The 21,566-nt window shown below is 73.1% G+C and carries 18 protein-coding genes; 13 read left to right on the top strand and 5 right to left on the bottom strand.

Annotated elements, in window-relative coordinates:
• The 6 genes from J7E97_RS03880 to J7E97_RS03905 form a co-directional block, all read left to right on the top strand.
• Positions 1-1,488 (top strand): NAD(P)/FAD-dependent oxidoreductase (locus J7E97_RS03880; RefSeq protein ID WP_251053779.1); only part of this gene is annotated, 1,488 nt, incomplete at its 5' end.
• Positions 1,489-1,564: 76 nt separating this feature from the next.
• Positions 1,565-2,497, top strand: coding sequence for a dihydrodipicolinate synthase family protein (locus J7E97_RS03885; protein WP_215022271.1), 933 nt, complete (start codon positions 1,565-1,567; stop codon positions 2,495-2,497).
• Between the two features lie 27 nt (positions 2,498-2,524).
• The gene (locus J7E97_RS03890) at positions 2,525-3,529 is read left to right on the top strand and encodes a proline racemase family protein (protein ID WP_215022273.1); all 1,005 of its coding nucleotides are present in this window, start codon (positions 2,525-2,527) and stop codon (positions 3,527-3,529) included.
• Positions 3,526-4,560 (top strand): proline racemase family protein, encoded by a 1,035-nt coding sequence (locus J7E97_RS03895; protein ID WP_308346315.1) that lies wholly within the window; start codon positions 3,526-3,528, stop codon positions 4,558-4,560. The genes J7E97_RS03890 and J7E97_RS03895 overlap by 4 nt, the downstream gene beginning before the upstream one ends.
• Positions 4,557-5,513 (top strand): ornithine cyclodeaminase family protein, encoded by a 957-nt coding sequence (locus J7E97_RS03900; protein ID WP_308346317.1) that lies wholly within the window; start codon positions 4,557-4,559, stop codon positions 5,511-5,513. The genes J7E97_RS03895 and J7E97_RS03900 overlap by 4 nt, the downstream gene beginning before the upstream one ends.
• Positions 5,514-5,572: 59 nt before the next feature.
• Positions 5,573-6,298 carry a GntR family transcriptional regulator gene (locus J7E97_RS03905; RefSeq protein ID WP_215022275.1) on the top strand — a complete coding sequence of 242 codons (726 nt, stop codon included), beginning with the start codon at positions 5,573-5,575 and terminating at the stop codon, positions 6,296-6,298.
• A gap of 32 nt (positions 6,299-6,330) precedes the next feature.
• Here J7E97_RS03905 and J7E97_RS03910 read toward each other — a convergent pair whose 3' ends face one another.
• Positions 6,331-7,059, bottom strand: coding sequence for an ATP-binding protein (locus tag J7E97_RS03910; protein ID WP_215022277.1), 729 nt, complete (start codon positions 7,057-7,059; stop codon positions 6,331-6,333).
• A 284-nt stretch (positions 7,060-7,343) separates the two neighbouring features.
• Here J7E97_RS03910 and J7E97_RS03915 point away from each other — a divergent pair, with 284 nt between their 5' ends.
• From J7E97_RS03915 to J7E97_RS03935, 5 genes are read left to right on the top strand one after another with little or no spacing between them, the layout of a single operon-like run.
• Positions 7,344-9,101, top strand: a complete 1,758-nt coding sequence (locus tag J7E97_RS03915; RefSeq protein WP_215022279.1) for an ABC transporter substrate-binding protein — start codon at positions 7,344-7,346, stop codon at positions 9,099-9,101.
• A gap of 2 nt (positions 9,102-9,103) precedes the next feature.
• Positions 9,104-10,075, top strand: a complete 972-nt coding sequence (locus J7E97_RS03920) for an ABC transporter permease (protein WP_251053781.1) — start codon at positions 9,104-9,106, stop codon at positions 10,073-10,075.
• Entirely contained in the window at positions 10,072-11,058 is a 987-nt protein-coding gene (locus tag J7E97_RS03925; protein WP_215022281.1) for an ABC transporter permease, read from the top strand. The genes J7E97_RS03920 and J7E97_RS03925 overlap by 4 nt, the downstream gene beginning before the upstream one ends.
• The gene (locus J7E97_RS03930; protein WP_215022282.1) at positions 11,058-12,059 is read left to right on the top strand and encodes an ABC transporter ATP-binding protein; all 1,002 of its coding nucleotides are present in this window, start codon (positions 11,058-11,060) and stop codon (positions 12,057-12,059) included. The genes J7E97_RS03925 and J7E97_RS03930 overlap by 1 nt, the downstream gene beginning before the upstream one ends.
• Positions 12,056-13,036 (top strand): ABC transporter ATP-binding protein, encoded by a 981-nt coding sequence (locus tag J7E97_RS03935; protein ID WP_215022284.1) that lies wholly within the window; start codon positions 12,056-12,058, stop codon positions 13,034-13,036. The genes J7E97_RS03930 and J7E97_RS03935 overlap by 4 nt, the downstream gene beginning before the upstream one ends.
• A gap of 176 nt (positions 13,037-13,212) precedes the next feature.
• Here J7E97_RS03935 and J7E97_RS03940 read toward each other — a convergent pair whose 3' ends face one another.
• Positions 13,213-15,396 (bottom strand): prolyl oligopeptidase family serine peptidase, encoded by a 2,184-nt coding sequence (locus J7E97_RS03940; protein ID WP_215022287.1) that lies wholly within the window; start codon positions 15,394-15,396, stop codon positions 13,213-13,215.
• A 118-nt stretch (positions 15,397-15,514) separates the two neighbouring features.
• On the opposite strand from J7E97_RS03940, the gene J7E97_RS03945 reads away from it, so the two are divergent.
• Positions 15,515-17,062, top strand: coding sequence for an MFS transporter (locus J7E97_RS03945; protein ID WP_251053789.1), 1,548 nt, complete (start codon positions 15,515-15,517; stop codon positions 17,060-17,062).
• A gap of 75 nt (positions 17,063-17,137) precedes the next feature.
• Here J7E97_RS03945 and J7E97_RS03950 read toward each other — a convergent pair whose 3' ends face one another.
• Entirely contained in the window at positions 17,138-18,625 is a 1,488-nt protein-coding gene (locus J7E97_RS03950) for a cytochrome P450 (protein ID WP_215022289.1), read from the bottom strand.
• A gap of 149 nt (positions 18,626-18,774) precedes the next feature.
• Positions 18,775-19,425 carry an excalibur calcium-binding domain-containing protein gene (locus J7E97_RS03955; protein WP_251053783.1) on the bottom strand — a complete coding sequence of 217 codons (651 nt, stop codon included), beginning with the start codon at positions 19,423-19,425 and terminating at the stop codon, positions 18,775-18,777.
• A gap of 584 nt (positions 19,426-20,009) precedes the next feature.
• Between J7E97_RS03955 and J7E97_RS03960 the strand changes: the two genes are divergently transcribed.
• Positions 20,010-20,621 (top strand): ADP-ribosyltransferase, encoded by a 612-nt coding sequence (locus tag J7E97_RS03960; protein ID WP_215022291.1) that lies wholly within the window; start codon positions 20,010-20,012, stop codon positions 20,619-20,621.
• Positions 20,622-20,670: 49 nt separating this feature from the next.
• Here the strand turns inward: J7E97_RS03960 and J7E97_RS03965 are convergent.
• Positions 20,671-21,566, bottom strand: an 896-nt coding sequence (locus tag J7E97_RS03965; protein ID WP_215022294.1) for a PASTA domain-containing protein, incomplete at its 5' end; no start/stop codon positions are given.

Below are 21,566 nucleotides of genomic sequence, written 5' to 3' on the forward strand. Positions count from 1 at the left end.
GTCGTCGGCGCCGGCCCCGCCGGCCTGGCCGCCGCCGTCACCGCGGCGGATCTCGGGTTGCGCGTCGCCCTCCTCGACGCGGGGGAGCGGCCCGGCGGGCAGTACTACCGGCACCCCGCGCCCGGCCTCGGCGCGGAGCGGCCCGAAGCCCTGCACCACGGGTGGGCCGCCTTCGCCGCGCGCGAAGCCGCCCTGCGCGCCCACGTGGAGGCCGGGAGGATCACGTACCTCCCCCTCCACCACGTCTGGACCGTGGTCGCCGAAGACCCCCACGACCCGGAGGGTCCCCGCGACCCGGACCGTGCCGCCGAAGGCACCCGGGGCCCCGACCCCGACCCCGCCCCCGAAGCGACCGCGGGCCCCGCCCGGGCCGCCCGCCGGGGGACCAGCCCCGCGTGGATCCTGCATGCCGTCGTCGGGCCCGACGAGGCCCCCGCGCGGGTCCGCGCCTCCGCCGTGCTGCTCGCCACCGGCGCCTACGAGCGCCAACTGCCCTTCCCCGGCTGGACCCTGCCCGGAGTCGTCGGAGCCGGCGGGGCCCAGGCCATGCTCAAGAGCGGGCTCGTGCTCCCCGGCAAGCGGGTGGTCGTCGCCGGCAGCGGGCCCCTGCTGCTCGCGGTGGCCGGCTCGCTCGCCGCCGCCGGAGCCCGCGTGCCCGCCGTCGTCGAGGCCTCCGCCTACTCCGGCTACGCCGGCCACGCGCCCGCCCTGCTCCGCAACCCCGCCAAGCTCGCCGAAGGCGCCGTGTACGGCAGCGCCCTGCTCCGCCACGGCATCCGCCTCCTCGCGCGGCACGCCGTCACCGAAGCCCACGGCACCGACCGGGTCGAGGCTGTCACCGTGGCCCGCCTCGACCGCGACTGGAGCCCGCTCCCCGGCACCGCCCGCCGCATCCCCTGCGACGCCGTCGCCGTGGGCCACGGGCTGGTCCCCCAGCTGGAGTTGGCGACCGGCCTCGGCTGCGCGACCCGCCGGAGCCCCGATGCCACCGTTGCCCTCGAACTCGACGCCGGGCAGCGCACCTCGGTCCCCGGGATCTGGTCCGCCGGGGAGACCGGCGGCGTTGGCGGCGCCCAACTGGCCCTGGTAGAGGGGGAGATCGCCGCCCTCTCCATCGCCGGGCGTCCCGTTCCCGCCCGCCTCACCCGCAGCCGTACGCGCCTGCGGGCCTTCGCCGCCGCGATGGCCGCCGCCCACCGGCCCGGCCCCGGCTGGACCGGCTGGCTGCGCGAGGACACCGACGTCTGCCGCTGCGAGGAGGTCCCGGCCGGCCGGATCCGGGAGGCCGCCCGGGACCTGGGCGCCCGGGACGCCCGTACGGTCAAACTCCTGACCCGGGCCGGCATGGGCTGGTGCCAGGGCCGGATGTGCGGCCCGGCCGTCGCCGCCCTCGCCGGCGTGGACCCCGCCCCCGACCGCAGGCCGCTGTCCTGTCCGGTCCCCCTGCGTCACCTCGCCGGACTCCCGGCGGGAAGCGAAGACCACTGATCAAGCGGCGCGCGGCTCTTGTGGCCGCCTCACACCCACTAGTAAAATGTCACACATCACTCTAGGGAGCTCACTCATGACCCACGCGCACACCCCCGCGTCCACCGCCGGTACGGACACCCGCACCCGCCCCTGGCACGGCATCATGGTCGCCACCGCGCTACCCCTGCGGGAAGACCTGAGCGTCGACTACGACGCGTACGCCGAGCACGTGGCCTGGCTCATCGCGAACGGCTGCGACGGCGTCGTCCCCAACGGCTCCCTCGGCGAGTACCAGACCCTCAGCGACGAGGAGCGCGCCCGCGTCGTCCGTACCGCCGTCGAAGCGGCCGGCGACGGTGCCCGCGTCATGCCCGGAGTGGCCGCCTACGGCAGCGCCGAGTCCCGCCGCTGGGCCGAGCAGGCCGCCGAGGCCGGCGCAGGGTCGGTCCTGCTCCTGCCGCCCAACGCCTTCCGTGCCGACGAGAGCGCCGTACGCGCCCACTTCGCCGAGGTCGCCCGCGCCGGGCTGCCCGTCGTCGCGTACAACAACCCCATCGACACCAAGGTGGACCTCGTCCCGGCCCTCCTCGCCCGGCTCCACGGCGACGGATCCATCGTCGCCGTCAAGGAGTTCAGCGGGGACGTCCGCCGCGCCTACGAGATCGCCGAACTCGCCCCGGGACTCGACCTGTTGATCGGCGCGGACGACGTACTGCTCGAACTGGCCCTAGCCGGAGCCGTCGGCTGGATCGCCGGCTACCCCAACGCCCTCCCGCAGGCCTGCGCCACCCTCTACCGGGCCGCCGTCTCAGGCGACCTCGCCACCGCCCTGCCGCTCTACAAGTCCCTGCACCCGCTGCTGCGCTGGGACTCCAAGATCGAGTTCGTGCAGGCCATCAAGCTCTCCATGGACCTCGCCGGCCGGCCCGGCGGCGCCACCCGCCCGCCCCGCTTCCCGCTGACCGGCGACATCGAGGCCGGCGTCCGCGCCGCCACCGAGAAGGCCCTCGCCGAGGGCCTCAACTAACACCGTCCGAGGGGGAAGGACCACGCGATGCGCACGCGCCACATCTACCACGCGGTGGACTCGCACACCGAGGGCATGCCCACCCGGGTGATCACCGGAGGAGTCGGGGTGATCCCGGGCGCCACCATGGCCGCCAAGCGGCTCCACTTCATCGAGCACCTGGACCACATCCGGACCCTGCTCATGTACGAGCCGCGCGGCCACTCCGCGATGAGCGGCGCGATCCTGCAGCCCCCGACCCGCCCGGACGCCGACTACGGCGTCGTCTTCATCGAGGTGTCCGGCCTGCTCCCCATGTGCGGGCACGGCACCATCGGTGTCGCCACCGTCCTCGTCGAAACCGGCATGGTCCCGGTGGTCGAGCCCGTCACCACCGTCCGGCTCGACACCCCGGCCGGACTGGTGAGCGTGGACGTCCGCGTCGAGGACGGGGCGGCCACCGCCGTCACCCTCACCAACGTCCCGTCCTTCAGCGTCGGCCTCGACCTCAAGGCCGACGTCCCCGGATACGGCACGGTCACCTATGACCTCGCCTACGGCGGCAACTTCTACGCCTTCGTCGCGCTCGACTCCCTCGGCCTGCCCTTCGACCGGGCGCGCGGGGACGACCTGCTCGCCGCCGGCCTGGCCGTCATGGACGCGATCAACGCCTCCGAGGACCGGCCCGTCCACCCCGACAACCCGGCCATCGGCGGGGTCAAGCACGTCTACCTCGCCGCCCCCGGCTCCGACGCCGTCCGCTCCCGGCACGCGATGGCCATCCACCCCGGCTGGTTCGACCGCTCACCGTGCGGTACGGGAACCAGCGCGCGCATGGCGCAACTCCATGCCCGGGGGCTGCTGCCGCTGGACACCGACTTCGTCAACGAGTCCTTCATCGGGACGCAGTTCACGGGCCGGCTCGTCGGGGAGACCACGGTCGGCGGCCTCCCCGCCGTCGTGCCCACGGTCACCGGGCGGGCCTGGATCACCGGCACCGCCCAGTACTTCCTCGACCCGTCCGACCCCTTCCCGGGAGGTTTCCTGTTGTGACCACCACCGTGCGGACCGCGGACTACCACACCGCCGGGGAGCCCTTCCGGATCGTCGACACCCTCGCGGAAGGCCTGCCGCCCGCGCCCGGGGACACCGTCGCCGAGCGCTGCGCCACCGCCATCGGACCGGGCGGATCCGCCGCGGCCCCCCGCCGGGGCGCCCTGGACGACGTACGGCGGATGCTCGTACAGGAGCCGCGCGGGCACGCCGGGATGTACGGGGGCTTCGTGGTCCCGGCCGACGACGACGGGGCCCACTTCGGGGTGCTGTTCTGGCACAAGGACGGCTATTCCACCGCCTGCGGCCACGGCACCATGGCGCTCGGCGCCTGGGCCGTGGACACCGGCCGGGTCGCCGCCCCGGACGACGGGGACGTACAGGTACGGATCGACGTGCCCTCGGGGCGGGTCGGCGCGACCGTCCACCGCGCCGGGGGCCGCACCAGCGGGGTCACCTTCCGCAACGTCCCGGCCCGCACCAGCGCCCGCAAGGTACCCGTCGCCACGACCCTCGGCATGGCCGAGGCGGACATCGCGCACGCCGGGGCCTGCTACGCCTCCGTCGCGGCGCGGGACCTCGGACTGGACGTGACCCGGGCGGCGCTGCCCGCGCTCGTACGGGCCGGCCAGGAGATCCGGGCGGCGCTCGCCACCCACCCCGGGACCTGGCACCCGGGCGGGCCGCTGCTCTCCGGGGTGTACGGGGTGATCCTGTACGAGGAGCTGCCCGACACCCCCTTCGGGCCGCACCAGCGCAACGTCACCGTCTTCGCCGACGGGCAGGTCGACCGTTCGCCCTGCGGCTCCGGCACCTCGGCGCGGCTCGCGCTGCTGGCGCAGGACGGGCGGCTGGGGCCGGGCGACGACCTGCTGCACGAGTCGGTGATCGGCTCGGTGTTCACCGGCCGCGTCGCCGGGGCCACCGCGGACGGGCTGGTCACGGAGGTCACCGGGGCGGCCTACCGCACCGGCGAACACGCCTTCTGCGTGGACCCCTACGACGCGCTCGGCACCGGGTTCCTCCTGTGATCCGCCAGTTCTCGGCCGCCGAGACGGCCGCGCTGCTGACCCCGGCCGAGGCCGCGGACGCGCTGGCCGGCGCGCTGCGCGCCGGGCTGGACCCGGAGGCCTGCCCGCCGCGCGGCACCCTGCCGGTGCCGGGCGGCGGCGAGCTGCTGCTGATGCCCGCGGCGACGGGGGCGTACGCGGGCGTGAAGATCGCCGGAGTGGCCCCGGGGAACCCGGCGCGCGGGCTCCCCCGGATCACCGGCTCCTACTTCCTCCTGGACGGGCCCACCCTGCGCCCGCTGGCCGTGTTCGACGGGGCCGAGCTCACCGCCCTGCGGACCCCGGCGGTCTCGGCGCTCGCGCTGCGCCACCTGGTCCCGGCCGGCCGGCCGCTGCGGCTGCTGATCTTCGGAGCGGGGCCGCAGGCGTACGGGCACCTCGAAGCGGTGCTGGCGATGCGGCGGTTGGCGGAGGTGGTCGTCGTGACCCGGGACCCGGCGGGCGCGCGGAAGCTCGCGGCGCACGCGCGGGGACTGGGGGTCGCCGCCCGGCCGGGGGCGGCGGCGGAAGTGGCCGACGCCGACGTCGTCATCTGCTGTACGACGGCCCGCGAGCCGCTCTTCGACGGGCGGCTGATCGCGCCGGGCGCGACGGTGGTGGCGGTCGGCTCGCACGAGCCGGACGCGCGCGAGGTCGACACGGCCCTGGTCCGCCGGGCGGCGGTGTACGTGGAGTCGCGTGCGGCGGCCCTGCGCGAGGCGGGGGACCTGCTGGTGCCGGAGGCGGAAGGAGCCATCGGCGCCGGCCACATCAGCGGCACCCTGGCGGATCTGGTCGCCGGCCGGGTGCCGGCGAGCGGCGGGGCGGGGGCGGCGAGTTGTCCACAGCTCTTCAAGAGCGTGGGCATGGCCTGGGAAGATCTGGCTGTGGCGGTCGCGTTGTTCGAGGCCGTTGGGGAGAACAGCGCAACGTGACATTGTACGCTGTTCCTCCGCACGCCGGTGGTGTTGTGCGCGGCCTCGGAGGAAATGCAATGGGTGACCTGAAGCAGCACAGTCTCATCAAGGCCCAGGAACGGCTCCGCGACCAGGTCGGCCACGCCCTGCGAGCGGCCCTGATAGCGGGTGAACTGCGCCCCGGGAGCGTCTACTCCGCCCCCGGCCTCGCGGCCGAACTCGGCGTCTCGGCCACCCCGGTGCGCGAGGCCATGCTCGACCTGGCCCGCGAAGGCCTCGTGGAACCGGTCCGCAACAAGGGCTTCCGGATCACCGAGGTCAGCGAGCGGGACCTGGACCAGTACACCGAACTGCGCACGATGATCGAGGTCCCGACCATCGGCCGGATCACCAAGATCGCGACTCCCGAGCAGCTGGAGGCCCTGCGGCCCATCGCCGAGGAGATCGTCACCAGCGCCCGCGAACACAACCTCATCGGGTACCTGGAGGCCGACCGCCGCTTCCACCTCACCCTCCTCGGCCTCGCGGGCAACGACCGCCTGGTCGAAACCGTCGGCGACCTGCGCAAGCGCTCCCGCCTGTACGGCCTGACCGGCCTGGACGAGGCGGGCAAGCTCGTCTCCTCCGCCGAGGAGCACCTCGAGCTCCTCGACCTGATGCTCACGGGCGACGCGGAGGCGGCCGAAGCCTGCATGACCCGCCACCTCGGCCACGTCCGCTCCCTCTGGGCCCAGGGCCGCGACAAGCCGGTGGGCCGCACCCCGGGCGGGCTCGGCTCGGGCGCCCTGGGCTCGGCGGGCTGAGCCCGGGGCCCACCCCGCGCGGAGCCCCCGCGCTACTCCTGGAGGACGACCCGCTCGCCCTCGCCGACCGGCTCCTCGAAACCGGCGCTGTACCGCTCCAGGAGCCCGTCGGAGACGGTGACGCAGTTCGCGCACCGGATCCCGGTGCCGCGCACGGCGAGCCGGCGCCGCAGCGTGTCCGGGTCCGCCTTGAAGTGGACGAGCTCCCAACGGGAGCCGCGGCTCTCGATCAGGACCTTGTACCGGTCCCGGGCGGCCCGGCTCCAGAAGCTGTTGTCGACCACGACGGGCTCCCCGGCCTCCAGCAGCCGCTCCAGCTCGCACCACAACTCCCGCTCCACGTCGGCCCGCAACCGGTCGTACTCCTCCGGGTCCAGCTCGGCCGGATCCCGCCCGATCCGCTCCCAGACGCCCTCGTCGATGGACAGCCGGGTGTAGCCGCGCCGCTCCAGGGCGCGGGCGTAGGTGGTCTTCCCCGACCCCGGCAGCCCACATGTCAGCACCACGTGCCCGCGCTCGGCGAGGCCGTCGCGGGCGGTCGGGTGGAGCGCCGCGCGCATCGCCCCCACCGGAAGCGCGGGCGAGGCGGCGGCGGCCTTCGCGACGGACGCCGTGGCGTCGGCGAGCAGGCGCAGGAGCGTGCCGGGCGACAACCGGGGATCCGAGGCGACGGCCCGCCGGACGGTGTGGTCCTCGTCCGCCGCCAGCCGGTCGAGCAGACCGGCGGGCAACTGCGGGTCACGCAGCGCCAGTACGCGCATGCGCGCGTCCGGCCTCCGCCTCGGGATCGGCGGCGAACAGGGCCTGCCGCCCGGAGCCGGCGGACTCCGTCTTCGCGCGCGCGGCACGCACCTTGGGGTCCGGATGTGCCGCGAGCTGTGTGGCGAACTCCGGTGGCAGCGATAGGCGGCGCCCCAACACCCCGCCGTGCGGCCCGGTTTGGACACGGCTGGGTAACGGAGGCTGCGAGGGCTTGTCAGTACAATTTCACATTACTATGTTACCGGTCACACCATAGAGCGCGGCCCTTCACTGGAGTGACCCCATGACCAAGCGCACCCAACTCGCCCTCGCCACCGCCCTGGTGGCCGCACTCGCACTCGGCGCCTCGGGCTGCTCCGACCCCAAGAAGGGCTCCGCCGCGGGCGCGGGCGCCTCCAACCCCGCCTCCGCCAACGACGGGAAGATCCTCGGCGGCGCCCCGGTCAAGGGCGGCACGCTCACCGTCCTGTCCAACCAGGACTTCGCCCACCTCGACCCCGCCCGCAACTGGGTCATGCCGACGATGGACTTCGGCACCCGCCTGCTCTACCGGACCCTCGTCACCTTCAAGGCCGAGCCCGGCAAGGCCGGCAGCGAGCTCGTCCCCGACCTCGCCACCGACCTCGGCACCCCCTCCAACGGAGGCCGGACCTGGACCTTCACCCTCAAGGAGGGCGTGAAGTACGAGGACGGCTCGCCCATCAAGGCGCAGGACATCAAGTACAACGTCGAGCGCTCCTTCGCCCCCGACCTCACCGGCGGCCCCGACTACGCGGCCCAGTACCTGGCCGGCGGCGAGGACTACAAGGGCCCCCTCCAGGGCAAGCACCTCGACTCGGTCAAGACCCCCGACGACCGCACGATCGTCTTCGAGCTGAAGCGGCCCGTCGCCGAGTTCTCCGCGACCGCCACCCTCCCCACCTTCGCCCCCGTCCCCGAAGCGCAGGAGAAGGGCACCCAGTACGACGCCCGCCCGTTCTCCTCCGGGCCGTACAAGATCGAGTCGTACGACCGGGACAAGAAGCTCGTCCTGGTCCGCAACGAGCACTGGGACGCCAAGACCGACGCCGTCCGCAAGGCCTACCCGGACAAGTTCGTCGTCGTCATGAGCCTCAAGGGCGGGCAGATCGACGACCGGATCATCGCGGGGGAGGGCGCCGACGCCTCCACCGTCCAGTGGTCCGACATGCGGCCCGAGAGCGCCCCGAAGGTGCTGCCCAAGCCGGAGGTCAAGTCGCGGCTGCTGGCCGAGTCGCAGGGCTGTACCGAGATGCTCCAGATGAACAACTCCCGTGCCCCCTTCGACGACCCCAAGGTCCGCGAGGCCGTGCAGTACGCCCTCGACAAGGAGGCCGTGGTCACCGCGGGCGGCGGCCCCGCCCTCAACGAGATCGCCACGGCCTACCTGCCCCCGGCCCTCTCCGGCGGCAAGCAGGCCGACACCCTGAAGATCGCGCCGGCCGGTGACCCGGCCAGGGCCAAGCAGCTCCTCAAGTCCGCCGGCAAGGAGACCCTGAAGGTCTCCCTCGCCGTCTCCACCGGAGACAAGGGCAAGGCGGAGGCCGTGCAGCAGGGCCTGGCCCGTGCGGGCATCGAGGTGGTCATCGACACCGTCGACCCGGGTGCGTACTACGACGTCATCGGCGACACCACCACCGCGCCCGACCTCGTACTCAGCGGCTGGTGCCCCGACTACCCCTCCGGCTCCACCTTCCTCCCCTTCGTCTTCGACGGCCGCGCCATCAAGGTCAAGGGCAACGCCAGCAACTACGCGCAGTTCCGCGACGACGCGACGATGAAGCGGATCGACGAGATCAACGCCATGACCGACGCCAAGCAAGCCAACCAGGCCTGGATCGACCTCGACGCCGAGATCATGAAGAAGTCCCCGGCCGTCCCCGTCCTGCTGGAGCGCAAGCCGCTGCTCGTCGGCACCAACATCGCGGGCGCCTTCGGCCACCCCGCCTGGGTCGGCCAGCTCGACTACGCGACCATCGGTCTCAAGGACCCGGCCAAGAGCCAGGGCCAGGGTCAGGGCTGAAGATGACCGCCACCGCCGCCGCCACCGCCGAGTCCACGGAGGCGACCGACGCGGCGGCGGCCAAGGAGATCCCTCCGGGCAGCAGCCCCTGGCAGCTCGCCCGGCGGGAACTCCGCCGCCGCCCCGCCGTTCGCGTCAGCCTCTGCGTCGTCCTCCTCTTCGTCCTGATGGCCGCCACCGCCCCCTGGCTGGGCGCCCTCGGCGGCTGGTCCCCGGACGAGTTCGACAAGTCCGCCATCGACCCCTACCTCGGGGGCCAGCCGCTCGGCTCCTTCGGCGGGATCAGCCCCGAGCACTGGCTCGGCGTCGAACCCGTCACCGGCCGCGACCTGTTCGCCCGGGTCGTCCACGGCGCCCAGGTCTCCCTCCTGATCGCCTTCGCCGCCACCGCCATCGTCGTCATCGCGGGCACCGCCGCCGGAATCGCCGCCGGCTACTTCGGCGGCCGCACCGACGCCGTCCTGTCCCGCCTGATGGATCTCACGATGTCCTTCCCCAGCCTCATCTTCATGATCGCGATGCTGTCGGTGGCCAAGGACGTCAACCGCATCGTCCTGATGACCGCCGTCATCGGTCTCTTCGGCTGGCCGGGCGTCGCCCGCGTCGTCCGGGGCCAGGCCCTCTCCCTCAAACACCGCGAGTACGTGGACGCCGCCCGCGTCGGCGGCGCGAGCTCCTGGCGGATCCTGACCCGCGACGTCCTCCCGGGCGTCTCGGGCCCCGTCATCGCCTACACCACCCTGCTCATCCCCGGGATGATCAGCACCGAGGCCGCGCTCAGCTACCTCGGCGTCGGCGTCCGTCCGCCCACCCCCTCCTGGGGCCAGATGATCGCCGAGTCCGTGGCCTTCTACGAGACCGACCCCATGTACTTCGTCATCCCGAGCCTCTTCCTCTTCCTCGCGGTCCTCGCCTTCACCCTGCTCGGCGACGCCCTGCGCGACATCCTCGACCCGAGGGGCGGCCGGACGTGATCCTCTACCTCGCGCGCCGGCTGCTCGCCCTCGTGGGCGTCCTGCTCGCCATCGCCGCCGTCACCTTCCTCATCTTCTACGTGCTCCCCTCCGACCCGGCCGCGGCCGCCTGCGGGAAGAGCTGCAGCGCCGAGCGACTGGCCGACGTCCGCGCGTACCTCGGCCTCGACCGGCCGCTGTGGCGCCAGTTCGGCGACTTCCTCACCGGAATCTTCACCGGCCGCACCCTCGGCACCGGCCAGTACGCCGTCCAGTGCGACTTCCCCTGCCTGGGCTACAGCTACGAGAACTCCCTGCCCGTGTGGGACCTGCTGATGGACCGCCTCCCGGTCTCCGCCTCCCTCGCCGTCGGCGCGGCCGCCCTCTGGCTCGTCCTCGGGCTCGGCGCGGGAGTCACCGCCGCCCTGCGCAAGGACACCGCCACCGACAAGGTCCTCATGGTCGGCGCGGTCGCCGCCGCCTCCCTGCCCGTCTACTTCACCTCCGTGATCCTCATCTACGGGGTCATCCGCGTGGCCGGGCTCCTGCCCTACCCCACCTACCAGGCGTTCACCGACAACCCGCTGGCCTGGGCGAGCAACTTGGCTCTGCCCTGGACCGCGCTCGCCCTGCTCTACGCCGCCATGTACGCCCGCCAGAGCCGCGGTTCGATGATCGAGGCGATGGCCGAGCCGTACATCCGCACCGCCCGCGCCAAGGGCATGCCCGAGCGGACCGTCGTCGTCAAGCACGGGCTGCGCTCCGGCATGACCCCGATCCTCACCATCTTCGGCATGGACCTCGGCGGCCTGCTCGCCGGAGCCGTCATCACGGAGTCCATCTTCGGACTCCCGGGCATCGGGCGGCTGTTCTACGGGGCGCTCGTCAGCTCCGACCAGCCCGTCGTGCTCGGGGTCACCCTGCTGGCCGCCTTCTTCATCGTCGTCGCGAACCTCGCCGTCGACCTCCTGTACGCCGTCATCGACCCGAGGGTGAGGTACTGATGGCTGCTCCCGCCCGAGCCCCCCTGCTCCACGTGCGCGACCTGAGCGTCACCTTCACCACCCCGCGAGGCTCCGTACGCGCGGTCGACTCCCTCGGCTTCACCGTCGAGGCCGGCCGCACCCTCGGCATCGTCGGCGAGTCCGGCTCGGGGAAGTCCGTCACCTCGCTGGCCGTCATGGGGCTGCACCGGGGCGCCGAGATCGGCGGCTCCATCGCCCTCGACGGCCAGGAACTGACCACCAAGTCCGAGAAGGAGCTCACCACGCTGCGCGGGCGCAAGATGGCCATGATCTTCCAGGACCCGCTCTCCAGCCTGCACCCCTACTACACCGTCGGCGAGCAGATCGCCGAGCACTTCCGGGTCCACTTCAAAGCGGGCCGGGCCGCCGCCAAGCGGCGCGCCGTCGACATGCTCGGCGAGGTCGGCATCCCGGAGCCCGCCCGGCGGGCGGGGGAGTACCCGCACCAGTTCTCCGGCGGCATGCGCCAGCGGGCCATGATCGCGATGGCCCTGTGCTGCGAACCCGAACTGCTCATCGCCGACGAGCCCACCACCGCCCTGGACGTCACCGTGCAGGCGCAGATCCTGGAACTGATCGCGGGGCTCCAGCAGGAACGCGGCCTCGGCGTGGTCATGATCACCCACGACCTGGGCGTGGTGGCCCGGGTCGCCCACGAGGTCCTGGTCATGTACGGCGGCCGGGCCGCCGAACAGGCCCCGGTGGACGAGCTGTTCGCCGATCCGGCGCACCCCTACACCCGGGGCCTGCTCGACTCCCTGCCCCGGCTCGACGACGCCGACGACGAGCCCCTGCGGGCCATCCCCGGCTCCCCGCCGTCCCTGCTCGAACCGGCCCCCGGCTGCGCCTTCGCCCCGCGCTGCCCGAGCTCGGGCGAGGGCTGCGAGGACGTACGGCCGCAGCTCGCCGCCTACGGGGACGGGCCGCCGCGCACGGTCGCCTGCCACTACGCCGGGACCGGCGCGGAGGTGGCCCGATGACCGCCACGACCACGGGCCGCGCACTGCTGCGCGTACGCGACCTCACCATGGCCTTCCCCGGCAAGCGGACCGCGACCGGGCGCCGGGGGGCGCCCGTGCGGGCGGTCGACGGGGTCTCCTTCGATCTGGCGGCCGGTCAGACGCTGGGTCTCGTAGGGGAGTCGGGCTGCGGGAAGTCCACCACCGGCCGGATGCTGGTGCGGCTGCTGGAGCCCACTTCCGGCAGCGTCGCATTCGACGGCAAGGACATCAGCCGGCTCTCCCAGTCCGCCCTGCGGCCCCTGCGCCGGCACATCCAGATGGTCTTCCAGGACCCGCACTCCTCCCTCAATCCCCGCCAGACGGTGGCCCGGATCATCTCCGACCCGCTGCTGGTGCAGGGTTCGAGCGTGGCGGACGCCCGCCGCCGGGCCGCCGAGCTGATGGAGCTCGTCGGGCTGATCCCCGAGCACATCGACCGCTATCCGCACGAGTTCTCCGGCGGCCAGGCGCAGCGCGTGGGCATCGCCCGCTCGCTCGCCACCAGCCCCCGGCTGATCATCGCCGACGAGCCGGTGTCCGCGCTCGACGTCTCCGTCCAGGCGCAGATCGTCAACCTGATGGAGCGGCTGCGCGCCGAACTGGGCCTGTCCTACGTGTTCATCGCGCACGACCTCTCGGTCGTCAAACGGGTCAGCGACCGGGTCGCCGTGATGTACCTCGGCCGGATCGTGGAGATCGGCGACAAGAAGTCGATCTACGCGAGCCCCCAGCACCCGTACACCCGGGCGCTGTTGTCCGCCGTACCGCTGCCCGACCCGGCGGCGGAGCGGCGGCGCGAGCGGATCGTGCTGCTCGGCGACCCGCCGAGCCCGGCCGCCCCGCCGCCGGGCTGCACCTTCCACCCCAGGTGCGCCCTGGCGCAGGACATCTGCCGCACCGAGCGTCCGCTGCTGCGGACGGTCGCCTCTCGCGAGGTGGCCTGCCATCTGGTGTAGGCGCGGGATCCCGGGGGCCTGACGGGGAACCCCCGGGGGAAAGGGAGGGCCCCGGAGCCGGTGAACAACGGCTCCGGGGCCCTTCCGCGTTCCGTCGGCGTCCGCGTCCGGCCGTCCGTCCGCGTCCGGCCGTCCGTCCGCGGCGCTCCGGGGCCGCGCGGACGGACGGCCGGGCGTCAGGCCGCGCCCAGCTCCCTGCGGAAGAACTCCAGCTCCAGCGCCATGACCTTCTCCCGCACCCCGCCGGGGGTCATGTGCGTGACCCCCGGCAGCGCGAGCAGTTGGTGCGGCCGTCCCGCCTCGTAGAGCGCCTGCGACAGCCGCAGGGTGTGCGACGGATGGACGTTGTCGTCGGCCAGCCCCGTGACCAGCATCAACGGCCGGCTCAGCCCCGCCGCGTCGGGGAGCAGGCAGTCGCGTTCGTACACCTCGGGGCATTCCCCGGGCAGGCCCAGGTACCGCTCGGTGTACGCCGTGTCGTAGTGGCGGAAGTCCGTCGGCGCGGCCCCGGCCGCGGCCGCGTGGAAGACGTCCGGGCGGCGCAGCACGGCGAGCGCGGAGAGGTAGCCGCCGTAGGACCAGCCGCGGATGCCGACCCGGGTCAGATCGAGGTCGGCGTGCCGCTCGCCGAGCGCCTGCAGGGCGGCGACCTGGTCCTCGAGGGTGACGTCGGAGAAACCTCGGTACATGGCGTGCGTGTACCGCGGCGAGACGTACGCGGTGCCGCGGTTGTCGATGGTGATCACGGCGAAGCCCTGGTCGGCCCACCACTGGCGGTGCTGCCAGCGGCGCGGCTCGGCGCTGACGTCCTGCATGCCGGGACCGCCGTAGCTGTCGAGCAGTACGGGCAGCCGCGTACCGGGGACGTGTCCGCGCGGCAGCACGAGCGCGGTGGGGACCGCGTGCTCGGTGACCCGCTCCAGCACCGGGACCACCCGGTACGGCAGCGGCTGCGACAGGTCGCCGGGGGTGAACTCCCGCCCGTCGGCGGTCCGCAGGACGCGCCGGATCCCGTCGGCGTCGGCGGAGGTGAGCAGCAGCGACCCGCCGGAGGCCTGGACGGAGTGCACGCCGGGCCCGTCCGCGAGCGGGCTCAGCCCGCCCGTGTCCGGGTCCAGGAGGAACACCTGCTGCTCGGAGGGGTCGCGGCGGCCGGCCTCGATCAGCAGCTGGTCCCCGTGGGTGCCGGCCACGCGGCGGACCTGGAGCTCGTCCCCGGTGAGGAGTACGCCGTCCAGCGCGAGGGCGCGGGCGGCCCCGCCGGGGGTGTCCGCACAGGTGAGCATCCGCCCGTCGGGAAGGCGCGCCGGGGTGCCGGGGAGCAGCGGGTCCACCCACTGGGGGTGCGTGGTGCGGGACAGTTCGCGGGTGCGGCCGGTGGCGGGGTCGGCGCGGAGCAGCACGACGTTGCGCTGGAGCCGGTCCTGCACGGTGAGCAGGATCTCGGAGGCGCCCGCGTCACCGGCGTGCCAGTCGACGTCGGAGACGTACGGGTAGGTCTCCGAGTCCCAGTCGAGCCGTACGGCCCGGGTTCCTTCCCCGGCGCCGTCGCCGCCCGGGCCGATCACCCAGAGCTGCACGTCCGCGTTGGGGCCGCCCGCCTCGGGGTACGCGAAGTCCTCGGCGGGCAGCTCCGGGTGCGCCGGGTCGGTGAACCAGCGTCGCTGGAGGGCGGATTCGCCGACGCGGGCGGCGACCAGGCTCTGCCCGTCGGGGGACCACCAGTGCCCCCGGGAACGGCCGAGCTCCTCGGCGGCGGCGAACTCGCTCACGCCCCAGCGGGCTCCGTCGTCGGGGCTGATCCGGCCGCCGGGGACGGTGTACAGGGCGTCGTCGGTGACGTACGCGATGCGCGAGGCGTCCGCGTTCGGGCGGGGATCGAAGACGGGCCCGGCGGTGGGGACTTCCTTCGGCTGCGCGGGCGGCGCGGAGTGTGCGGGCTCTGCGAACTGCGCGGACTGCGCGGACTGCGTGGACCGGCCCCCGGCGGCTTCGCGAGAGACCCCGCCGGCGACCTCGTACAGCCGCCCGTAGAGCGCGAACACGGCGCGCAGGCCGTCGCCGGAGAGCGCGTACGAGCCGATCCCGGCGGCGACGAGCCGGGTCCGCTCGCGCAGCCGGCGCTCGGCCACGGGCAGGGGCCCGGGCTCGGGGGCCAGCTCGCGGGGGTCGGCGACGCGGGTCTCGGTGCCGGTGGCGGTGTCCAGGACCCAGAGGCTGTCGAGGGGGTCGGTGGGGCCGGTGGAGCGGAGGAACCAGAGGAGCCGGCCTTCGTCGCCGAAGGCGAAGGCGCGCGGGGCGCCGTAAGTGAACCGGGCGGTGCTCGCGGAGAGCCTGAGGAAGTCATCCATGCGATCCATCGCGCCAGTCTGCCATGTGAAATACCACATGGCACATGCCATATGGCCTAGGCCGTTCGAGTGGTGACCCCCGGGGCACGGGCTTAGCGTCGAAAAGGTGGACCCGAACGAGAACGCTCTGCCGAGCAGCACCAGCACCAGCCCCGGGACCGACGGCGAGGTCCAAGGCGACGGCGGTGGTCACGGGCTCGCCCTGCTCGTGATCGCCTCCTGCCAGCTCATGGTCGTTCTCGACATCACCATCGTGAACATCGCGCTACCGCACATCCAAACCGCTCTCGACTTCTCGACCGAGAGCCTGTCCTGGGTCGTCAACGCCTACACCCTCACCTTCGGAGGCCTGCTGCTCCTCGGCGGCCGCACCGGCGACATCCTCGGCCGGCGGCGCGTCTTCATCTTCGGCATCCTGCTCTTCGGCCTGGCCTCGCTGCTGGGCGGACTCGCCCAGAACGCCGGCCAGTTGATGGCGGCCCGCGCCCTCCAGGGCGTCGGCGGCGCCATCGCCTCGCCGACCGCGCTCGCACTCATCACCACCACCTTCCGCGAAGGCCCCGAACGCAACCGGGCGTTCGGCGTGTTCGCCGCCGTCTCGGCGGGCGGCGGCGCCATCGGCCTGCTCGCCGGCGGGGTGCTCGTGGAGTGGCTCGACTGGCGCTGGGTCCTCTACGTCAACGTCCCGATCGCCCTGCTCATCGCCTTCGCCGCGCCCAGGGCCATCCGCGAATCCACCCGGCACCCGGGACACTTCGACTTCGCCGGGGCGCTGCTCTCCACGCTCGGCATGGTCGCGCTCGTCTACGGATTCATCCGCGCCTCCCAGGAGGGGTGGCGCGACGGGATCACGCTGGGCTCCTTCGGCGCGGCCGTGGTCCTGCTGTTCCTGTTCATCCTGAACGAGCGGCGCTCGCCGCAGCCGATCACCCCGCTGCACATGTTCGCCGACCGCAACCGGGCCGGCACCTACGGGATCATGCTGTTCCTGGCGTGCGCGATGTTCGGCATGTTCTTCTTCCTGACGCTCTTCGTGCAGAACGTCCTCGGCTTCAGCCCGCTCCGGGCCGGCCTGGCCTTCCTGCCGGTCAGCGCGGTGATCGCGGTCGGCGCCGGCATCGCCTCGCAGCTGCTGCCCAAGTTCGGGCCGAAACCGTTCATGGTGGCCGGTGCGCTGTGCTCGGCGGCCGGCCTGGCCTGGCTGACGCAGACCGACGTCCACTCCACCTACCTCGGCAGCATCCTGGGACCGATGCTGCTGTTCAGCCTGGGCATGGGCATGCAGTTCGTCTCGCTCACGCTGATGGCGGTCTCCAACGTCCCCGACCGGGAGTCGGGCGCGGCGTCCGGACTGCTCAACGCGATGCAGCAGGTGGGCGGTTCGCTGGGCCTCTCCATCCTGGTCACGGTCTTCGGCACGGTCAGCCGCAACGAGGCCAAGGACCAGGCGGGATCCTTCCTGCGCACGGCCACCCCCGAGCAGAAGGCCGAATTCGCGCGTACGAAGCAGCTGCCCAAGCCCTGGGCCGACCAGATCCTCTCCTCGGGCGTGAGCACGGCCTTCGTGGTGGCGGCGGCCTTCGCCCTGGTCGCTGCCCTGATCGCACTGATCGTCATCCAGGTGCGGCCCTCGGACCTCGAACGCCTCCAGGGCAACCACACGCCGATCGTCTAGGACTCCGGCGGGTCCGGACGGGCGCCCCGGAATCTCCTCTTCCGCCGGGGCGCGCCGGCCGCGCCGGGCCGCTCCCTACGCGCCGACGCGCCGGACCCGGCAGCGCGCCGGACCCGTGGTGTTCAGGGTGATCCCGGCGCTGACCGCTATCTCGGTGTCCACGGCCTCGAACTCGTACTCCCGAAGGATCATCGCCAGGGCGATCACCGACTCCAACATCGAGAAGTGCTGTCCGATGCAGGCGCGCGGGCCGCCGCCGAAGGGGAACCAGGCGTAGCGCGGACGGGCCGCCTCCGCCTCCGGGGTGAACCGGTCGGGGTCGAAGCGCTCCGGGTCCGGCCAGTAGCCGGGGTGGCGGTGGGTCACCCACGGCGCGAGGATCACGTCGGCGCCCGCCGGGACGGTGTGGCCGTCGATCTCGGTCGCGTGGACGGAGCGGCGACCCATGACGGGGGCGGCCGGGTAGAGCCGCATGGCCTCCTTGAGCACCTGGGTGAGGTACGGGAGGCGGTCGAGATCGGCGGCCCCTGGTGTACGCCCGCCCAGGACGGCGGCGATCTCTTCGCGGGCCCGGTCCTGGAGCTCGGGATGGCGGGCCAGGAGGTGGAGGGAGAAGGAGAGCGAGGTCGCGGTGGTCTCGTGCCCGGCGAGGAGGAAGATCAGTACTTGCTCGCGCAGTTCGGTGGCGTCGAACTCCGCGTCGTCCGCGCTGGTGGCGGCCGCGAGCAGCGACAGCAGGTCCTCGCCCGGGGCGGCCGAGGTCCCGGCGGTGGTGGCGGTGGTGTCGGCTCCGGCGGTGGCTTCGTTCATGGCGCCGGTCGTGCCCGGGTCGCGGCGCCGACGGGCGATGATCTCGTCGCAGACCCCGTACAGCTCGTCCAGGGCGGCCGCCGCCCGTCGGTTGCCCGGGGTGGGCCAGTTGCGGGGGAAGTTCACGGGGGAGTAGCCGCGGCGCAGCACGTACTCGGTAATGACCGGAAAGCAACGGTCCACGACGTCGACGGTGGTGTCCACGTCGGTGCCGAAGAGGATCCGGGCGACCGCGCGCAGGGCCAGCTCCATCATCGCGTCCGAGACGTCGACGATGCCGTCCGGGGCCTGCTCCCAGCCGGCGAGGGTCGAGGCGGTCTCCTCGGCGACGGCGTCCGCGTACCCGTCCACCCGGCGCTTGGTGAACAGCGGTTGGACCAGCCGCCGCTGGCGCAGGTAGTCCTCGTCCTGGCTGGTCAGCAGGCCGTTGCCGAAGGCGTCGCGGACCTCCTGGTACACGGCGTTGTCCTTGCGGAAGTTGGCCGCCTGCGAGGCCAGTACCTGCTGGACCCCCTCCGCCGAGAACACGCAGTACAGCTCGGCGCGCAGCCCCGGCGGGCCGGCCGTGATCCGGACGACGTCGCCGTGTTCGCCGCGCGCCCGCAGGTACGTACCGAGCGAGTCGGACCGCAGGTCGAGGAGGGAGCCGAGCAGCGGGACGCCCGCGAGCCGGGGGACCTGCGTACCGGCGGCGTTGGTGGTCGTGCTCGTGCTCGTGCTCTTGCCCGGTCCTGCTGATTGCGTTGCTGTCATGACTCCGCCCCGAAGAACTGTGCTGACGGGTGGATTCTCCAGGCGGGCCCGGCTCCGGGCGAGGGGCCGCGGCGGCATCCGGCCGAATACCGCCGCCGAGCTCGGGCCGGTTCCGGGGCCGCTCCCGGCCTGATCCGCAGATCGGCTGGCTACTTGTCGCAGGCGATGCCGTCGTTGTCGCGGTCTAGGTGCTTGCCGTAGCCGGGCTGACCGCGGTGGATGGGGGCGGCGCCCGCGGCCTTGGCCTCGGCGCAGTTCTTGTACGTGACGTCCTTGGGCCCGGGGGCCGGAGTCGGGCTGGACTTCGGCTTCGGGCTGACCGGGACGGAGGAGGGCCCCGAAGTGGGGGCCTTGGAAGGGATCGGGGTCTTCGCCGGGCCCGGCGTCTTGCCGGGACGCAGGGCGGCGCCGGCCTGCGCCGGGCACGGCGTCCCCGGCGCCGTGAGCGAGAGCTCGACGGCGGTGTCGGGCGCCACGGGGGTCGCCGCCGCCGGAGTCTGGAAGCAGACCGCCCACTGGGTGTGGCCGACGGCGAGCGGGACGTCCCCGTAGGCGCTGCGCGCCTCGACCGGCTTGGTGGTCACCTGCTTGACGAGGCCCTCGGCCTCGGTGAACTTCTTGCCGATGAGCGCGGGCATCGAGGCCCCGCTGGCCGCGGTAGCGGTCGGCGTGGGCGCGGCGCCCGGCTTGTCGGAACCCTTGCCCTTCGACGCGGCCGCCGGATCCCCCGCGCATCCGGCGACGAGCAGCACAGCGGCCCCCACGGCGGCCGCTATGGCAGCGCCCCGACGGTTGAACATGAATGGACCCCCAGATCACGTGGCGTGGAACCGCCGCAGCATAGGCGCACATGTGCCGGTGTGGGGCCCTTTCGCCACGACGAGCGATTTTCCGACCGGGCGGAGGGGGCCGTACGCGCGCCGTACACGGGCCGCACGTGGGGCCCAGGCGGGCCCGTACGTGGGACCCGCAGGCCGTACGCGGGCCCCACGCGGGCCGCACGTGGGGCCCAGACGGGCCCATACGTGGGACCCGCAGGCCCTACGCGGGCCCCACGCGGGCCGCACGTGGGGCCCAGGCGGGCCCGTACGCGGGACCCGCAGGCCGTACGCGGGCCCCACCCCGGCCCCACCCGGGCCGCACCCGGGACGCACTCGGGCCGCACCCGGGACCCACGCGGGCCCCACCCGGGCCGCACCCGGGACGCACTCGGGCCGCACCCGGGACCCGCTCGGGCCGGGGCACGGATCCGGCCGGCCTCGGCGAAGGATCGTTCCGGCTCCAACTCCTCGCGCAGCCAAGGTAGTAGAGGCCGCCGGAGCGACACGCTCACCTTCGGGTGAGGATCCCCCGGAGGGCGGCGCGGGGACGCGAGGGTGGGGCAATGATCACTTCCGCCCTGCGCCGACGCGTCGTCGTCCTCGCGACCGCCCTCGCCGCCGCTCTGCTGCCACCGGCCTCCGCCTCCGCTTCCTCCGCCCGGGCGGCGGCGCCCGCGAACTCGTGTCCCCGGGTGCAGAACCACCTCTTCGCCGCCGCCGACGAGCGCGTCGAGATCGAGCGCATCACCCCGTCCCCGTCCTGGCGGATCAACTGCAAGCAGCTCTACCGTTCGGACGGCCGCCCGCCGTCGGTGGTCTTCGAGGAGGGCTTCCTCCCCAAGGACACGGTGAACGGCCAGTACGACATCGAGAGCTACGTCCTGGTCAACCAGGCCTCCCCGTACGTCTCCACGAGCTACGACCACGACCTGTACAAGTCCTGGAAGAGCGGCTGGAACTACTACATCGACGCCCCGGGCGGGGTGGACGTCAACCACACCATCGGCGACACCCACAAGTACGCGTCCCAGGTGGAGGTGGCCTTCCCGGGCGGCATCGCCCGCTCGTTCATCGTGGCCGTCTGCCCGGTGGACAAGCTGAAGAAGACCGAAATCATGAACCAGTGCGAGGACAACCCGTACTACGAGCCCTGGCGCACCAACTACCCGGGCTGACCCCGAGATCCGGAGGGATTCCTTCCTTGCTGTGTCGGAGAGTGGCCGCCTACTGGCGCCAGCGTTCCTGACCGGGGCCCTTGCACGTGTAGGTGACGCCCTTCTTGTTGACGCCCGTAGAGCCGGGGGTCGAGCAGTAGGCGCCGGGCGTGACGGTGCCTGCGCCGCTGCCGCTCCCGCCGGAGCTGGAGGAGCCGCCGGAGGACGAACCACCCGTCGAGGAACTGCCGCTGCTGGAGTCGTTATCGTCGTCGTTACTGGCCGGCGGAGGCGGGGTCGGATCTGGATGCAGCTTGGTCTGCTTATCGGCAGGGCAGGACGTCCCCGGAGCGGTCAAGGACAGGTGCGCCGTCGTGGTGGTGGGGTACTGGATGTCCTTGCCCTCTTCCGGGTCCTGGAAGCAGACGGCCCAGGCGTCCGGGTTCCCGGGGAGGGTGACATCGGTGTACGCGCTCTGCGGCTCGATCTTCTGGAGCGCCAGCGGCTTCAGCGTCTCCTGTGCCTTGGCGTAGTCCTGGCCGACCACCTTGGGCATCTTCGGATACGGGATCGGGTCGCCGTCCTTCGCGGGACACGGCCACTCGTTCCGTGTCACGGCGAAGTCGATGGTGGGCTTACCCGGAGACTTCTCCGTCAAGCTCTGGAAGCACACCTTCCAGTTGCCGTCCGCCAACTGCCCGGAGTCACCAGGCCCGGCGTCATGCGAGATGGAGTCGAACCCGGCTGCCAGGGCAGTGGCCTGGGCGCTCTTGAGGTTCTGGCCGACGAAGTTCGGCGGACCGGAGGGGCTGGGGCTCGGCGATGCCGACGGGGTGACCGGTGCCACAGCGGGCACCTTCGGCTTCGCATCGACCTCGGTCTTCTTCGGTGGGTCGGATGCGAATGGAGCGATCATCCAGGCGCCGGCCACGATGGAGCTGATTATCTGAGGGGCCTCGCGTTTTC

Origin of the sequence: Streptomyces sp. ISL-66, assembly GCF_018614135.1 — a bacterium.
Taxonomy (GTDB): Bacteria; Actinomycetota; Actinomycetes; order Streptomycetales; family Streptomycetaceae; genus Streptomyces.